The organism is Shewanella sp. SM95 (genome assembly GCF_025653595.1).
In the GTDB taxonomy this organism is placed as follows: Bacteria; Pseudomonadota; Gammaproteobacteria; order Enterobacterales; family Shewanellaceae; genus Shewanella; species Shewanella oncorhynchi.
In genome coordinates this window covers 54,548-72,784 of sequence record NZ_JAKKSE010000024.1, presented here as the reverse complement: position 1 = coordinate 72,784, position 18,237 = coordinate 54,548, and the positions used below count along the sequence as shown (strand labels likewise).

Sequence of the window (18,237 nt, the reverse complement as noted above, 5' to 3'; positions counted from 1 at the left end):
TCGCGGAAGGCCCGAAGGTCCCCTCCTTTCCCCCGTAGGGCGTATGCGGTATTAGCAGTCGTTTCCAACTGTTATCCCCCTCGACTGGGCAGATCCCTAGGCATTACTCACCCGTCCGCCGCTCGCCACCTCAGGAGTAAACTCCCTTGTGCTGCCGCTCGACTTGCATGTGTTAGGCCTGCCGCCAGCGTTCAATCTGAGCCATGATCAAACTCTTCAATTAAAGTTTTGTTGCTTCCGTCTTGCGACGTCAGCGGCTCAATGAATTCTGATTTTTTGTTTCTMRCTAAAGAAACAAACTGTACATATTACTATGAACACTCATTGTTACATTGATTTAAATTTTTGACTGCCAACCCGAAGGCTAAGCAGTTTCGATTAACTCAACACCTGTGAGTGTCCACACAGATTTCTTGTTTTATCTTGTTAAAGAGCAACTCAATATTCATAAGAGAACTTGAGTACCAGACTGAGCGTCGAACGCTTCCAGTTGGCTAGGGCTGCGTATTCTACGCATTTCCCGTTTCGCGTCAAGGAGTTTTTGCAAACTTTCTTAACACTCATCAATCACTAAACTCATCGATGAACTGTCACACCAGCCTGCTTAACGCTGTCTGCCGTGTCAGTGGATGCGCATTATAGGGAGATTAAGAAAGTCCGCAACCCCTATTTTAAGGAAATTTGCAGTTAATTCTAATTATCTAATCTAGCCACACCATACCCACCACTTACCCCCAAAGTTATCCACAATTCAGTCAAGACTACGCCTTTGTTTCGCATTATGTATAGCCAAAAGCCATCAGATGATTTGTTAGTAGTTATAAAAATAGAAGACTTTCGTCTTTTAAAATGAAGATTAAACGAGGCTAAGCGTGTGATTGACCTACGGATCGGCTTAAATGGATTTGTTTTAATAGCGACAACGCGTGACCATTAGTAAGTAGCGAGTTTGTGATGTAAGAACTAAAGCATGACTATGATAGGGTTCATTGGTGCATATAGATGTAGAAATAAAACAAACCCACAAAAAAGCCAGCTTACGCTGGCTTTTTACATCAAGTTACCTTAACGGCAATCGATTACACAGCTGTCTGGAAGATCACTTCCGATGCTTTTTTTGTGTAAGACTCGATTTGATCAAAGTTCAAGTAACGGTATGTGTCAGCCGCAGTTGCGTCTAACTCTTTAGCGTATTCTTGATATTCTTCAGGTGACGGCAGACGACCTAACAGCGCAGCAACCGCAGCCAGTTCAGCAGAGGCTAAGTAAACGTTAGCACCTGTACCTAAACGGTTAGGGAAGTTACGGGTAGAAGTCGATACCACAGTTGAACCTTCAGCTACACGTGCTTGGTTACCCATACACAGTGAACAACCTGGGATCTCGATGCGCGCGCCTACACGACCAAAAATCGCGTAGTAGCCTTCTTCAGTCAGCTGATCTCTATCCATCTTAGTCGGTGGTGCAATCCACAGACGTGTTGGCAGGGTTTTAGCAAACTTGTCTAGCATCTTACCGGTTGCGCGGAAGTGACCGATGTTGGTCATACAAGAACCTACGAACACTTCATCAATCTTAGTTTGCGCAACAGATGACAGTAAAACGGCATCATCAGGATCGTTTGGCGCACACAGGATTGGCTCTTTGATGTCATTTAAGTCGATTTCGATTACTGCAGCGTACTCAGCATCTTTATCAGCACTCATCAGCTCAGGATTGGCTAACCACTCTTGCATGCCTTTGATGCGACGTTCAATCGTACGACGATCGCCATAACCTTCAGCGATCATCCACTTGAGCATGATGATGTTTGAGTTCAGGTATTCAATGATAGGTTCTTTGTCTAACTTGATGGTACAACCGGCAGCAGAGCGCTCAGCTGAAGCATCAGACAATTCGAAAGCTTGTTCAACTTTCAAGGTTTCAAGACCTTCGATTTCCAGTACGCGACCAGAGAAGATGTTTACTTTACCTTTCTTCTCAACGGTCAGCATGCCCAGTTCAATGGCTTTTAATGGGATAGCATGAACCAGATCACGCAGTGTGATACCCGGTTGCATTTTGCCCTTGAAGCGCACTAATACGGATTCAGGCATATCGAGTGGCATAACGCCAGTCGCAGCAGCAAACGCTACTAAGCCAGAACCCGCTGGGAATGAAATACCTATTGGGAAACGCGTATGTGAGTCACCACCCGTACCAACGGTATCTGGTAGCAGCATACGGTTTAACCACGAGTGGATAACACCGTCACCTGGACGCAGTGATACACCGCCGCGGTTCATGATGAAATCTGGCAGAGTATGATGTGTGTTCACATCCACTGGCTTTGGATAAGCCGCAGTGTGGCAGAATGACTGCATAGTCAAATCAGCACTAAAACCTAAACAAGCTAAATCTTTCAGCTCATCACGGGTCATAGGACCTGTCGTGTCTTGTGAACCGACAGACGTCATCTTAGGTTCGCAGTATTGACCAGGACGCACACCCGCTACGCCACAAGCTTTACCGACCATCTTCTGCGCAAGCGTATAACCTTTACCGGTATCAGCGACATCTTGAGAACGTACAAAGACGTCAGATAACCCTAAGCCTAATACGTCACGGGCTTTGTCAGTTAAACCACGACCGATGATCAATGGAATACGACCACCAGCACGAACTTCGTCTAACAAGACTTCCGTTTTTAAGCTAAATTCTGAAATTACTTCGTCGCTATCGTGACGCTTAACCACACCGGCGTATGGGTAGATGTCAATCACATCGCCCATTTCCATCTTGTTCACATCAAGCTCGATTGGCAGTGCGCCCGCATCTTCCATAGTGTTGAAGAAAATCGGTGCAATTTTACCGCCAAGGCAGAAACCGCCAGCGCGCTTGTTAGGTACGAATGGAATATCATCGCCCATAAACCACAGTACTGAGTTAGTCGCAGATTTACGTGATGAACCCGTACCCACAACGTCACCCACATATACTAATGGATGACCTTGTGCTTTTAATGCTTCAATTTTTTTCACTGGGCCAACGGCACCAGCAACATCAGGCTCGATACCATCACGGGCGTTTTTCAGCATAGCTAACGCGTGCAATGGGATATCAGGACGTGACCATGCATCTGGTGCAGGTGACAAGTCATCGGTGTTGGTTTCACCAGAAACTTTAAATACTGTCAGAGTGACTTTGTCGGCCAGTTTTGGACGGCTTAAATACCAATCTGCATTCGCCCACGCTTCAACCACTTGCTTAGCAAACTCATTGCCCGCTTCCATCTTCTCAACCACATCGTGGAAAGAATCAAACATCAGCAGAGTGTGAGATAAAGCTTTAACGGCTAAAGGTGCTAACGCTGGATTATCCAGCTGCGCGATCAGAGGTTCGATGTTGTAGCCGCCTTGCATTGTGCCTAACAACTCAGTAGCACGCTCAGCAGACAGAATCGGTGATTTTTCAGCGCCTTTGGCAACCGCATCTAAAAAAGCAGCCTTAACGTAAGCGGCTTCATCAACACCTGGGGGAATTCGATTTTCAAGCAGGTCGAGAACGAAAGCCTCTTCACCTGCGGGTGGGTTTTGAACTAACTTAACCAGTTCAGCCACTTGATGTGCATCTAATGGCTTAGGGACTACGCCCTCTGCAGCACGTTCTGCGACGTGTTTACGATATGCTTCTAGCACGGCAACATTCCTCTTTGTTTGGCGCTCTAACAACGAAACTGCACGTCTTCTTAATTGAAGCTGACAGTCCGACATGATCGACCCGTATTTCCGGCCTGCAGTATACTACAGCTTTGCAAAAGTATGAATCAGGTCACACTCGGCAAAAAGCGAAATAAGGACTAAATCCGGCGGCGAATGCCAACTTACGGGAAGATTAAAACAAGTGAAATTAGACAATAGTTTGAAAACAGACAAAAAACCATACACTACAAATAGTTAAAAATGTTTCATTAATTTTAAATCGAACAAGCAATTTTCCGCGCCCCAAAGCAAATAGGTATAAATTTTTCTCATCTTGCTGCATTTTGGCTTTTAAGATGCAGTGCGAGAACTTACACTCAGGCTTAATTTACTGCATATCTCAGTTATTTCCTTAGTCCATCGGAGTACCAATGACATCCCTTAGCATTCAAGCCGTTATTTTTGATATGGATGGCGTTTTAATCGATTCAGAACCTCTATGGCAGCGAGTCGAGTATGAAGTGTTATCCGCACTCGGCGTGCCAGTGACGATAGAAACGATTCAACAAACCACGGGCTTACGCATCGATCAATGCGTCGATTATTGGTACCACAAGGCTCCTTGGCCACACTATGATAATGCCAAGGTCAGCCAAACGATTGTTGATAAAGTTGCAAATGAAATTCTGGTTAGCGGCGAAGCTATGCAGGGCGTCCACGAAGCGATTGATCACTGCCAAGCGCTTGGCCTTAAAATCGGCTTAGCGACTTCATCCCCAAATACCATTATCCAAGCAGTATTAACGAAGTTAGATCTCAGTGAAAAGTTTATGGCGATAGAATCGGCTGAACACCTAATCTATGGCAAACCCCACCCAGAAGTTTATTTGAATTGCGCTAAGGCGTTAGATGTTGATCCCCGTTGTTGTCTTGCCATCGAAGATTCCTTTAACGGCTTAATTGCCGCCAGAGCAGCCAACATGCAAACGGTCGCGATCCCTGCGCCAGAACAAAAAGGCGATGCTAAGTGGATTATCGCCCATCATCAGGCCGAGAGTTTGTTGGCATTAACAACAATTTTGGCAAAATAACGTCACAACACACCGAGTTTCTGCAGGGCGGATAAGCTTAGTCTTTGCCCTACGGATAAATAGCACAATGGTGTATGCATCAGAAGGAATTCAATGTGAAATACCTGTCCTTAATACTGCCCATGGGCTTAATACTCATGTCCACCTGTTTACCCGCTAGCGCAGGTGAGACCATGCACTGCAAACAACAAGTGATCAATACGGGCGATACTTTAACGACTGTGCAGGATAAATGCGGCTCGCCCAGTGATATTCGAGAATACAGTCTGCCAGCGACTTATCTCAACGCTAACGGAGACAGGGTGATCGATCCCAGCAAGTTGCCAACTGAGTATCAAGAATGGACCTATGACTTTGGACCAACACGCTTAATGCGTCGCCTGTATGCCACTGATAATAAAGTCACAAAAATTGAATCCTTAGGTTATGGACATTAATCGGCAGCATCATTGATTATTGTCATCAATAAAAAAGCCAGACATTGTCTGGCTTTTCTTATTTCAATCTACTGAATGTATTACCAAATTTTCACACGTTCATCTGGTGTTAAATACATTTTATCGCCTTCTTTCATCTCGAAGGCCTTATAAAAGGCTTCCACGTTACGTGGTGTACCCATGGCACGATAATGGCTCGGTGAATGCGGATCTGTCAGCAAACGTCGGCTCAGTTCTTCATCACGGTAATTACGGCGCCATACTTGCGACCAACCCACAAAGAAGCGTTGCTCGCCCGTTAAACCATCGAGCACAGGTGCAGGTTTGCCGTTAAGGCTCATCAAATACGAACGTGCCGCTACGGTTAAACCACCTAAGTCGCCGATGTTTTCCCCTAAGGTCAAATCACCGTTAACAAACTTGCCGGGCATTGCCTCATAACCTGAGTATTGGGCAGACAACTGCTTACCGCGTTTTTGGAACTCTTCTCTGTCTTTATCTGACCACCAATCACGCAGGTTGCCATCACCATCGTATTTAGCGCCTTGGTCATCAAAACCATGGCTAATTTCATGGCCGATCACTGCACCGATACCACCGTAGTTAACGGCATCATCGGCATCCATATTAAAGAATGGCGGTTGCAGAATCGCTGCAGGGAACACAATTTCGTTTTTCACTGGGCTGTAGTAAGCATTCACCGTTTGTGGTGTCATGCCCCATTCGGTACGATCGATTGGCTTGCCGAGCTTGTTGATCATGTCTTGATATTCAAACTGAGCGTAACGCATATAGTTACCCACTAACTCGTCAGCCTTGATATCTAAACCTGAGTAATCTTTCCATTTATCTGGATAGCCAATTTTGTAGGTAAACTTAGCCAGTTTTTCTTGGGCGGCGACTTTGGTTTCTGGCGTCATCCACTCAAGTTCATTAATGCTGACTTCAAAACCTTTGATCAAGTTTTTGATCATGGTTTCCATGCGTGCTTTAGCTTCTGGCTTGAAGTATTGCTTAACGTACTCTTCACCCACTAACTCACCAATCACTTGGTCGGCGCCATCAACTGCTTTTTTCCAGCGTGGCTGCTGCTCTTCGATACCCATTAAGGTTTTGCTCTTAAAGGCAAAGTTCAAATCAACAAAGTTTTTACTCAGTAACTCGGCGTAGCTATCCACTAAGTGGAACGCTAGATAATCCTGCCAAGCCGATACAGGGAATGTCTCGAAACTGGCGCCGAGTTTTTCAAAATAAGAGGGCTGACGCACGATCACTTCAGTCACTTTATCGCCTAAGCCCGCACTCGCAGCAAAGGCATTAAAATCGAATTGACCGGTTAACTTTTGCAGTTCAGCACGATCTAACTTGTTGTATGCCTTGTTGGCATCACGGGATTCAACTCGGCTCCACTGACTTTTGGCGATCATCATTTCGATGTCAGCGACGTTTTTAGCCGCACGTTTAGCGTCCTTGTAACCCGCTTCAGTCAGTATATCTGTCACATACTTGGCCATGGCTTGGCGATTAGCGGCAAACTTAGGATCATCTTTTAGGTAATAATCGCGGTCCGGTAGCGTAAGGCCTGACTGGCTTAAATACACCGCATACTGAGTTGAGTTTTTAGCGTCATTATTGACGTAAAAACCAAAAGGAATACCAGAACCCGTCGTCAGTAATTTGCCCATAACAGCGGGTAAGTCAGCGTGCGTTCTTGCGGCTGCGATATCAGCCAGTAAAGGGTTTAGTGGTGTAACACCTAAGGTTTCAAGTAAATCGGTATTCATGAAACTGGCATTGAAATCACCGATTTTCTGCTCATTCGAGCCTGCAGCAGGATTCTTTTTAGCGGCCGCTTCGTCGATAATTTTCTTCAATGCATCTTGGCTTTGGTCGTACAACACAGAAAACGCGCCATAGTTAGATTTGTCAGCAGGAATAGGCGTATTTGCCAACCATTTTCCATTAACGCTGTAATAGAAATCATCTTGATGGCGAACTGAGGCATCAAAGTTTTGCAATTCAATGCCAGACACCGCGACGGCTTCAGTTTTAGGCTCATTACTACAAGCCGCTAAACCTAAACTCAAGGCGATACTCAGTGCCAGTGTGCTTATCTTCTTCATTGTTTTCCCCAGCTTCCGTTGAGAGTTATTATTTTTCCCGCAAAACCTTAGCATCTTGGCACGCCTCACAGTAGTAAGATTTTGTAAAAGGATATGACACTTTAGCGACACTCTTAGCTATTTCGGCAAGATAACTTCCATAGGGATGACGCTTATAGTTTTTCCATCGACCAAAAAGTAAGGGCACAACCTCAGTCATGCCCTTGAGTTCTTTACACCAATCTCAAACTAGAAGTTTTTACCCACAAATAAATAGAAGGACTTATCGCCAAGATCTGTGATCCCAAAACCAAGTGCCGCGGGTCCCATGGAAGTATCTGTACCGATATAAAGACTCGATGCATAAATCAGATCGGTCAGGGTGACGTCAGTGCGCTCGTCCCAAACATTCCCCGCCTCTAAGCTCCAACCTAGGTATAGAGGATAATCTGTCATACCTAGCGCATCACGCCCGAGATCATATTGATAAATAAAGGCCCCAAACACTTTATGTGCGCCCATAATTGAGTCTTTATGGTAACCAGACAGGTTTAAGAATCCTCCCAGCTCAGATAAATGCAGCGTATTGACCCCATCATTATTGTTGGTAGCAATTGATGCCTTACCAACAAAAGCGTGGTTACCGACACTCAAGGCACCTTTCCAGTCGGCCTCTATTTGCACACTAAATTGGTTTTGATTATCGTCGATACTGTCATTGAAATCTTCATTGCGCACGTAAACGTTTAAGGTTACGCGATTACCTGATGTTGGAAAGCTAATGCTATCTAAGCTATCGTAACCGAACCTAAAGTAAGCACCATAGGAACTAAAATCTAAGTCCTGCGTTAGCCAAACATCATTGACTATCGACCCCTTCTCTGCGACTAAGCCTAACTCAATCATCCCTTGTAAGGTGTAGTTATAACCTATGCCTAATTCAATCGTATGGGTTTTCTTGTCGAAGGTTAAGATACGACTGTTATTATCGTATAAGTCCCAATCACGGGTATCGTATTGATAGCGGGCACGGCTAAAGAACTGTTGGTCCCTGTCTAAAGGCTGATAAAACTCAGTTGCAAACAACTTTTCAATGCCGAGTTTGACCTCATTGCGCCACTCTCCACCATTAAAGGTCAAATCGGTCATGGTATAAGCCATGTCAAAACTGATGGCAGATTCTGAATTAAAGTCATCCTCCCAATTAAAGCCCAGTTGGAAATAATTCGGCCCCCAAGACTTAGCCTTAGTGGTGACTGTGAGTATGCGGCCATCCTCACCTTCTACAAATTCAGCATCGACACGCTCAAATTTATTGAGAGAGTAAATACGCTTTAACGCCTCATTAAGCTCGTCTTTAGATACAGCTTGCCCAGGTTTAATATTCAAGGTTTCCGTCAAGAGATTCAAACTCACCTTAGATTGGTTTTCAAATACGATTTCATTAATGGGATGACGTACATCCGCCATTAATAATTTACCTTTGGCTTTTTTAGCCTCGACGTAGGCGGCATATTCCTCAGGGCTCACGCTCATACTGCTCAACTTATAAAGCTGACCATTAGCGGCTTCTTTTCCAAGGGTTAATGCCAGCGGCATAATAGTGAAATCAGTGGTGCTGAGGGCGTCAATCGCGGGTCGGATCAATACATCTTTATCTGTCAGTAATTGTTTTTGTTTTTCAGTGCTGGCATTGGTCAAAAAATTAGAGAGCTGATCCAGTACCGCAATGGTACTGTCTAATTTATCTTTTTTGACCAGAGGCGAGCCAATATCGACGGCGATAATAATATCGGCTCCCATGGCCTTAACAACATCGACGGGCATGTTATTAGCAATACCACCATCGACCAATAACTTGCCTTCAATTTGTGCGGGCTGAAGTGCACCAGGTACAGTTGCAGACGCTTGCATGGCTTTAACCATACTGCCGTGACTAATCACCACAGGTAAGCTAGTTTCTAAGTCGGTTGCAACCGCTCGGTAGGGAATGGCTAAATCATCAAAATGACCAAATTGCTGTACCAGATCTGTCGACTGACGTAAAAGTTGTGACATAGTCTGACCACGTAGCAGACCACTTGGCGCCCTCACTTGGCCTTCGTTATAGCCAATGTTTAACGGAATATTGTAACGGTCGCGTAACTGTTTATCCCTGTAACTCAAAATATTGCGCGGTATGGTGTCCGAGTAGCCACTGTCCCAGTTGACCCCCATCATGATAGTTTCCACTTCACTCGCACTGTAACCCAGTGAATACATGCCAGCGACATAGGCACCTATGCTGGTGCCCGCGATATAATCGACTGGGATGTTATGTTCTTCTAATATTTTGAGCACGCCGACGTGAGCAGCGCCTTTAGCACCACCACCACTGAGTACGACACCAATTTTAAGGCGCTCTGCAGCCAAAGACGGGGTAACACACAAACACAAAATAATAGAAGCGAGTAGTTGACGCATCATGTGAGGCTACTTTTTATGGGATAAAAATCCGAGTTATATTAACAAACTTATCGATTTAACCGTCAGTCATATTTTATCTGGACCGACTAGTGATAAGTTTGTGTACTCTTTATACAAACAGATGAAGTTTAATTGAATAAACTGCTAAACAAAATATCCATCATCACTGAAGACGATAACGTTTACATATCAAGCTCACTGGCTTATATCGTGCAGACGATTGCCCATCAGCTGTACAAATATTAAGTATTCGCGAGCCAATAATAGACTATGTTTCTAGCTTAATGATCAATAGAGACGATTTTGTTATCTGTCTCTAAATAGCGCTCAAAATCATCAACGCACATAGGTTTAGCAAAATAATACCCTTGAATAATATAACAGCCACGGCTAAAGACTTGCTCTAACTGCTCAACCGTCTCAATCCCTTCAGCAACCACATTTAATTTAAGGTTACGGGCTAATTCAATAATACTGCTCACAATCGCCTGATCTGCGGTATTAGTGGCGATATCAATCAAAAAGGAGCGATCAATTTTTAGAGTATTGACCTCAAAATTACGCAAATAAGCCAGTGAAGAATACCCAGTACCAAAGTCATCGATGGCAACCTCGATCCCCAAAGATTTCAATCGAGTCAGATGGTCTTTAGCGACATGCAACTCCTTCATCAATACGCCTTCGGTGATTTCTAATCCTAAAGATGCAGTTGGCATTTGGGTTTCTTGTAAAATTCTTTGGATATCTTCAATAAAATCTGGCTGCCTAAAATGCACCGCCGAAATATTAACCGACAACTTAAAGCCCGAGCCATAGCGCTTAGTCCAATTGGCTCCCTGCACACAGGCTTGTCTTAATACCCAGCGGTCAATATCAACAATTAAACCGCAGGCCTCGGCGACTTTGATGAAAATATCGGGGCGAATAAAGCCGTCCAGCGGATGTTTCCAGCGAATTAATGCTTCCATTCCTATGAGCTTATCATTACGCAAAATATCAATTTGCGGCTGGTAATAAAGCTCGAACTCTTGCCGCTCTATCGCTTTGCGTAAATCGGCCTCTAGCCGTAAATGATAGAGGGCTTGAGCATTACGCTCCGAGGAATAATATTGAAAATTCCCTCGCCCTTCTTCTTTGGCATGGTACATAGCAAGATCGGCATTCTTGATAAAAGCTTCTGGCTGCACCGCATCGTCGGGCCAAATGCTGATGCCTATGCTGGTCGAAATATAAAATTCCCGACCATACAACTTAAAAGGCGCGACAATTTGCTCCAACAGGCGCTCGGCGACATGGTTAATATCGTCAATGCTGTTTGCATTGCGGAGTAAAATCACAAATTCATCGCCACCAAAACGACAGAGTAAATGCTCGCTGGAAATACAAGATTGCAGTCGGCTTGATGCTTCGACCAGCAGTGCATCGCCCATGCTATGACCATAGGAGTCATTAACATGCTTAAATCTATCGAGATCTAAAAACAGTAGCGCCAGTTTCTCACCTGTTTGCTGCGCAGCTTGAATCGACTGTAATAGACGGCTAGAAAATAAGGAGCGATTTGGCAACCCAGTAAGCACATCGTAATTAGCCAAACGGCGTAAATCGGCTTCAGTACGTTTACGCTCCGTGATATCCGAGAATACCACCACATAGTGGGTTACTTTCCCGTTAATGCTTTGCATCACAGACACGTTTAGCCACACAGGACAAAGTTGCTGATTGGCGCGGATTAACTCCCGCTCTCCGGTCCAAGACTGACTATCACGGAGAAGTTGCTTAATCTCCGATGCTAATCCGTCATTCATCTGTACGAATTGTGCAAATGGTTGCCCGACTAAGTCGTCAGAATCTATACCAATAATTTGTTGCGCAGCGTAATTCGCAACGCGAATACCGCCTTCGACATCTAAAATCAACACACCTTCAGAGGTATTGCCAAACGCTTTCGCCAATAAATTAATTTCATCTTCTAGCTGGCGTTGCACAGTAATATCGCTATAAATACCCGCGACCCGTTCAATTTCATTTGAGTGCTTATTGCGAGCAACTGGCCGACCTCTAACCCTCAGCCATCCCCAATTACCGTCCTTACGCTGATAGCGATATTCGGCCTCGAATCGGTCAATCTCACCCGCCATCATGTTATCCCACTGAGCGAGAGCTTTCTCCCTATCCTGCGGATGCACAGGCAAATCCTCTAAGCTCACCACAATCTCATTAGCATGCGTACCAAGCACCGAACCGCGATTATCAAGGTGAAATGCCTGAGTATTTTTATGCCACTCCCAGAGATCTGAGTCACTGCCGCGCAAAGACTGCCTTAACCTGTCCTCACTCTCCGTTAATGCCAGATTCATCTGCTTAAATGTATTGATCTGTCGTTGTCGATACCAAGCAAGACTTAAAGCAATAATTGAAAATAACAACAGCAAAATACCTTTAAAACCTTGGGATAACCACCAATGCTGCTCAACATAAAAAGGGTAAGAGAACGGCTTATCTGACCATATCCCATTAACTTGACTCAAAATATCTAACACATAGCCACCCGCCGCTAATCCTGCGAGGTTGATCTGAGATTCCCCCTGCAACAAGACGTAATGGCTATCTTCATCCTGATACCGTAATCGGTATTTAAATTGAATTGGCGAATCATCGAGGTAATCTAAATTAGTGATTTGAAAACTCACCATATTCGCATCGGGTTTGATGGTCATCAGGTTACGCGGCAACAAGGATACCTCTGTCGTGTTGTTATAGTACACAGAGACAGATTCAAGCATCACATGGTCATCGGTTATACGATTGACCAGCCTATTGACATCGAGTCGCATCACACCTTCAGGTGTTCCTAAGTAAAAGCCTGTTTTTGGCGAATAAAAATAAGCGCCCTCGTTCATTTCATCGGAAATCAAACCATCGAGTTGATTAAACATAGCGATATTGCCTGTTTGAATATCCTGACGAATCAAAGAATCAGCACAACCCACAAGATTTGACTTAGGAGTCTTTTGAATAAAAAACACTGAACTACAATTTAATTGCCATTCGGAAGTCAGTGAAACTAACGATTCCGCCTGCTGATTATATTCAAACAAACCTTTTTCATAGGAACCAAACCAGATAATTCCCGGGGACATTTCTTCAATATGGCTAATCGTTGGTTGCGCCGCAAAAGCATTAAATAAGTGCCGTTGATCATGAAACTCGTTTTGACTGTCTATGTAACCAAAGACTTTTTTACCGCCAATCCAAAGACGACCGTCAGAGGTACGATAAATTGTGCGGATCACTGGCCGCTTGGGGCCATCAAATTCGTTCGATGACTTATCAATATCAAATGGCTGGGGCTCATAGAGTCCCATTTCCCAAAAATAGAGTCCCGTGGTAGTCGCAATCCAGACACGTCCTTTCAGTTTGGGATCCCGATAAGTTTTATATATGAGCTTATTTTTAAAGTCATCCTGACCGTGAGTCCATTTAGAAAAACTGCTGCCTTGCAAGGTCTCTTTATCAATAACAAAAAGACCACTGGTTGTTGAGATCAGTAAATAATGGTCCTCAAACTCACTAATATCATAAATACTTTCGTGGGGATTAAACCCCTCAATCGGAATGTTAACCGCTTTTTTACTGCCCTTAGCAACAAAATCTACACTGGAAGAACCGAGCCAAACCCCTTCATCACTGGCATGTACAGACCAAGTCATGGCATCGCTCAGCTGATAGGGTTCATCTGCCGCATAAGTATCAAGAATGAAATCAGGCTGTGACGCTAACAATGCCAATCCATCACCAGAGCCTCCAACCCACATCAAGCCTGCATCATCAAACAACATGGCTTTCAGCGTTTCCATGTTGGCCTCAGCCTTCAACTCTTGCTGATAATTCTCAATCAACCGCGTCTCAGGCGACCATTTTAACAAGCCAATACGACTGGCAAACCACAAATACCCTTTAGCATCTTCAATGATCGCTGTGCTCCAATCGGGTAATTCTGGCACAGGTGTAATTTGATGAGCGATTTGATCTAATTGATAAACACCACGCCCTGTCGCAATCCAGATCCTATGTTGAGTATCCTCCAACATATCGAGAATACTGCCCATAGATTCGGTCCAAGGGTATTGGAACAGCCGTTCGCCCTTGTTATCGAGGAGCTCTAGTTGCAACTGCCCCGCAACCAACATGTGTCCATTGGGCATAAGCAATAACTTGCGCCAAGGAAGGTCGCGATTAACAGCTAATTGAGTGATAAGGCGAAGTTCTGACTTTGAAGGGGAAAACTCATAGATCTGACCATTATCAATTAATAATCGCCATGTTTTGCTATTCTTGCGGGCTGCCGATATCAGCGCACCACCTGGAAACTGCGGGAATAGATAGGGAGAACCAAACGCGGTAAATTGATTTTGTACTATATCGTAAAGGTAAATCGCGGCATTGGTACTGACCAATAACTTGTCTCGGTCGATGTTTACCACTGTCGTTAAAAAGTCATCCGCAAGCCGTGATTCCGTGCCAATTTTATCAATGCGCCGCACCTTAGAATTACTGACCCGATACAAGCCCTGCTCAGTCGCTGCCCATACAAAACCATAGTCATCTAAGGCTAAACCTCGGATGCTGGTGACAGCTAAACCGTCTCTATCGGTAAAAACACGCTGCACAAAGCCGCCCGCCCAAGCCGAATGGACGCTAATCAGTGAAAGGATGAAACATGTCAGAATTGTTCTAATTATTTTTGTTTGCATGTGACAACTTACCGCATACCATAACTGTACTGTAGCAGCTCAATCCCTTCAATTCATCCGCTTGTTTACATAAAAGTTACAAAAAAATACAGGCAATAAAAAAGCGCTCAAATGAGCGCTTTTTTAATCGACAGCTAAATTACTTTTTCTTTGCCTTTGGGTTTGGCAAATCAGTAATAGAACCTTCGTACATTTCAGCCGCTAAGCCTACTGATTCGTGCAGTGTTGGATGAGCGTGAATGGTTAATGCTAAATCTTCAGCATCACAACCCATTTCAATCGCTAGACCGATTTCACCTAACAGCTCGCCGCCGTTAACACCCACAATAGCACCACCGATCACGCGGTGAGTGTCTTTGTCGAAAATCAGCTTAGTCATACCTTCAGAACAATCTGACGCAATCGCACGACCACTTGCAGCCCATGGGAAAGTTGCGGTTTCGTAAGCAATACCTTGCTCTTTCGCTTCTTTCTCAGTCAAACCAACCCAAGCGACTTCTGGGTCAGTATAAGCAATTGATGGGATTACTTTTGGATCGAAGTAGTGCTTCATGCCAGCGATAACTTCAGCCGCTACATGGCCTTCGTGCACGCCTTTGTGAGCCAACATTGGTTGACCAACGATGTCGCCGATAGCATAAATGTGCGGTACGTTAGTACGCAGTTGCTTATCAACCTTGATAAAGCCACGCTCATCAACGTTAACGCCTGCTTTTTCAGCATCTAACGACTTACCATTAGGTGCACGGCCAATAGCCACTAATACGGCATCGTAACGAACGGCTTCAGTTGGCGCGCTCTTACCTTCCATAGAAACATAAATACCGTCTTCACGGGCTTCGACCGCTGTGACTTTAGTTTCAAGGATCAGGTTGAATTTCTTCTTGATTTGCTTAGTAAATACGCGAACCACATCTTTATCTGCCGCAGGGATCACTTGGTCGAACATCTCAACCACGTCGATTTGGCTGCCTAAAGATGCGTACACAGTACCCATTTCTAGACCGATAATACCGCCGCCCATCACTAACAACTTGCCTGGAACTTCTTTCAGTTCTAATGCGTCAGTCGAATCCCAAATACGTGGATCTTCATGCGGAATAAATGGCAGTTTGATTGGGCGAGAACCCGCAGCAATGATCGCTTGCTCGAAAGTCACTTTAGTCACAGTGCCATCTTCAGCAGTCACTTCTAGCGTGTTAGGGCCAGTGAATTTACCAAAACCGTTAACCACGTTAACTTTACGCATTTTGGACATGCCGCCCAATCCGCCAGTTAATTGGCCAATGACTTTTTCTTTAAAGCCACGTAACTTATCTAAATCGATAGTTGGCTCGCCGAAGACCACACCGTGAGCGGCAACCGCTTTGGCTTCTTCGATAACTTTAGCAACGTGCAGTAAGGCTTTAGATGGGATACAACCCACATTAAGACACACGCCACCTAAAGTGCTAAAACGTTCAACTATGATGGTTTCCAGACCTAAGTCAGCAGCACGGAAAGCCGCAGAATAACCTGCAGGACCTGCACCTAATACCACTACCTGAGTTTTGATTTCGTTACTCATGTTTTCCTCTAATTCTCATTCAATCCGTTGGAGGAGCTATCCTGCCAACCGAAAATGCGCCAGCGCGTAAGGTGGGTGCATTTTAACCTGTGTTTGATACTGATCACAATAAACAAAAGGCTGCTCAAGATGAGCAGCCTTATATGATTACAGAACCAAAGTACGAATATCGGACAGAATTCCTGACAGCGTCACACTAAAACGTGCAGCCATGGCACCATCGATCACGCGGTGATCGTATGACAGTGACAGAGGCAACATCAATTTAGGTTCGAACTCTTTACCATTCCACTTAGGCTTAATTTCAGATTTAGACACACCTAAAATCGCCACGTCTGGGTAGTTCACGATAGGCGTAAACGCCGTACCGCCAATACCACCTAAACTTGAAATGGTGAAACAGCTACCTTGCATATCAGCAGATTTCAGCTTGCCATCACGGGCACGGATAGAGATATCAGCCAGTTCACGAGATAACTCGATAATGCCTTTCTTATCCACGTCACGCACGACTGGCACAACCAAACCGTTTGGCGTATCAACCGCCACACCGATGTGGAAATACTTCTTCTGGATCAGTGATTCGCCATCAGAGCTTAAGCTCGAGTTGAACACAGGGAACTGTTGCAACGTTTTAGCCACAGCTTTCAGCATAAACACTAAAGGCGTGATCTTGTAATCGGCTTTTTTCTTCGCCGCTACATCGTTTTGCTGCTTGCGGAACTCTTCCATTTCAGTGATATCAGCTTCATCGAACTGAGTCACGTGAGGGATAGTCACCCAGTTACGGTGTAAGTTAGGACCAGAAATCTTCTGGATACGGCTTAATGGAATCTCTTCCACTTCACCAAACTTACTGAAATCAACTTTAGGTGCTGCAATCACTTGCAGACCACCGCCATTACCTGAACCAACAGAAGTTGCAGCAGTCGCTTTCGGACGCGACAGTTCGTATTTAACATACGCCTGTACGTCTTCTTTCATGATGCGACCTTTACGGCCAGAACCTGTCACTTGGGTCAAGTCGACACCAAACTCACGGGCTAAACGGCGTACTGCAGGAGACGCATGTACCGCACCGGTAGACACAGGTGTACCTGCGCTTGGGTGATGGGGTACTGGTGGACGGCTTGCAGGTGCAGCAACGGGCGCCGCGCTCACTGGAGCAGGAACTGCCGCTTGAGCAACAGGTGCAGGAGCTGCACCCGCACTTACTGTTGCAACAGAAGTAGTCTCAATCGTCGCAATAACGCTACCTTGAGAAACCTTGTCACCCACTTTAACAGTCAAAGACAGCAGTTTACCGGCGAATGGCGCAGGCACTTCCATGGTGGCTTTGTCAGTTTCAAGGGTGATCAAACCTTGGTCGGCAGTGATTTCATCACCAACAGAGACTAGCACTTCGATCACATCGACATTGCTGGCATCGCCAATATCCGGCACTTGAATTTCTTTTACCGCAACCACACTTGCCGCTGGTGCAGCAGGTGCTGCGGCCACTGGCGCTACCGTAGCGGCAGGAGCCGCTTGGGCAGCAACGGTTGGCGCGGCTGCAGGTGCAGCTCCGCCCACTTCAAGCATGATGACTAAAGAGCCTTGCGACACTTTATCGCCAACCGCAACTTTAACGTCTTTAACCACACCCGCGAAAGGTGATGGCACGTCCATCGTCGCTTTGTCTGTTTCTAGGGTAATTAAACCGCTATCAACTTCAATCTTGTCACCGACAGCAACCAAGACTTCGATAACCGATACATCAGTGTCGCCACCGATATCTGGTACTGTCACTTCAACCACTTTGGTTGCGCCCGTCGCAGGGGCAGGAGCCGCTTGCACTGGTGCAGATGCTGGTGCCGCCTGAGCGGGTGCTGCAACTGGAGCCGGAGCGGCAGCTGCCGCGCCCGCCGCTTGCATCATAGCAATCAAAGTACCTTCAGATACTTTATCGCCCACAGCCACTTTCAATTCGGCTAAAACACCGGCGAAAGGCGCTGGAATATCCATAGTCGCCTTGTCGCTTTCGACGGTAAGAATCGATTCTTCTGCGGCTAAGGTATCACCCACAGCCACACAGATTTCGATCACTTGCACTTCATCGCCGCCGATATCAGGAACAAAAACTTCTTTTAATTCAGCCATT

At 45.3% G+C, this 18,237-nt stretch carries 8 protein-coding genes and 1 rRNA gene; 2 read left to right on the top strand and 7 right to left on the bottom strand.

Annotated features, from left to right (window positions below; translation table 11 throughout):
• Both L5M29_RS19955 and acnB read right to left on the bottom strand, forming a co-directional pair.
• Positions 1-223 (bottom strand): 16S ribosomal RNA (locus L5M29_RS19955); the annotation flags it as partial.
• 856 nt (positions 224-1,079) lie between these two features.
• On the bottom strand, positions 1,080-3,677 hold the full coding sequence (acnB, locus tag L5M29_RS19950; protein WP_263169648.1) for a bifunctional aconitate hydratase 2/2-methylisocitrate dehydratase: 2,598 nt from the start codon (positions 3,675-3,677) through the stop codon (positions 1,080-1,082).
• Between the two features lie 434 nt (positions 3,678-4,111).
• On the opposite strand from acnB, the gene hxpB reads away from it, so the two are divergent.
• Both hxpB and L5M29_RS19940 read left to right on the top strand, forming a co-directional pair.
• The gene (gene hxpB, locus L5M29_RS19945; protein WP_263169644.1) at positions 4,112-4,771 is read left to right on the top strand and encodes a hexitol phosphatase HxpB; all 660 of its coding nucleotides are present in this window, start codon (positions 4,112-4,114) and stop codon (positions 4,769-4,771) included.
• 95 nt (positions 4,772-4,866) lie between these two features.
• Positions 4,867-5,208 (top strand): DUF2845 domain-containing protein, encoded by a 342-nt coding sequence (locus L5M29_RS19940; protein ID WP_028759308.1) that lies wholly within the window; start codon positions 4,867-4,869, stop codon positions 5,206-5,208.
• Positions 5,209-5,288: 80 nt separating this feature from the next.
• Here the strand turns inward: L5M29_RS19940 and L5M29_RS19935 are convergent, their stop codons facing one another.
• From L5M29_RS19935 to aceF, 5 genes are all read right to left on the bottom strand, one after another.
• Complete coding sequence (locus L5M29_RS19935; RefSeq protein ID WP_263169641.1) at positions 5,289-7,331, bottom strand: M13 family metallopeptidase; 2,043 nt, start codon at positions 7,329-7,331, stop codon at positions 5,289-5,291.
• A gap of 228 nt (positions 7,332-7,559) precedes the next feature.
• Positions 7,560-9,776 carry a patatin-like phospholipase family protein gene (locus tag L5M29_RS19930; protein WP_263169638.1) on the bottom strand — a complete coding sequence of 739 codons (2,217 nt, stop codon included), beginning with the start codon at positions 9,774-9,776 and terminating at the stop codon, positions 7,560-7,562.
• Positions 9,777-10,057: 281 nt separating this feature from the next.
• Positions 10,058-14,530, bottom strand: coding sequence for an EAL domain-containing protein (locus L5M29_RS19925; RefSeq protein WP_263169637.1), 4,473 nt, complete (start codon positions 14,528-14,530; stop codon positions 10,058-10,060).
• A gap of 139 nt (positions 14,531-14,669) precedes the next feature.
• Positions 14,670-16,097, bottom strand: coding sequence for a dihydrolipoyl dehydrogenase (gene lpdA, locus L5M29_RS19920; protein WP_105250398.1), 1,428 nt, complete (start codon positions 16,095-16,097; stop codon positions 14,670-14,672).
• Between the two features lie 147 nt (positions 16,098-16,244).
• Positions 16,245-18,236 (bottom strand): dihydrolipoyllysine-residue acetyltransferase, encoded by a 1,992-nt coding sequence (gene aceF / locus L5M29_RS19915; protein WP_263169635.1) that lies wholly within the window; start codon positions 18,234-18,236, stop codon positions 16,245-16,247.
• Between the last annotated feature and the right edge of the window lies 1 nt (position 18,237).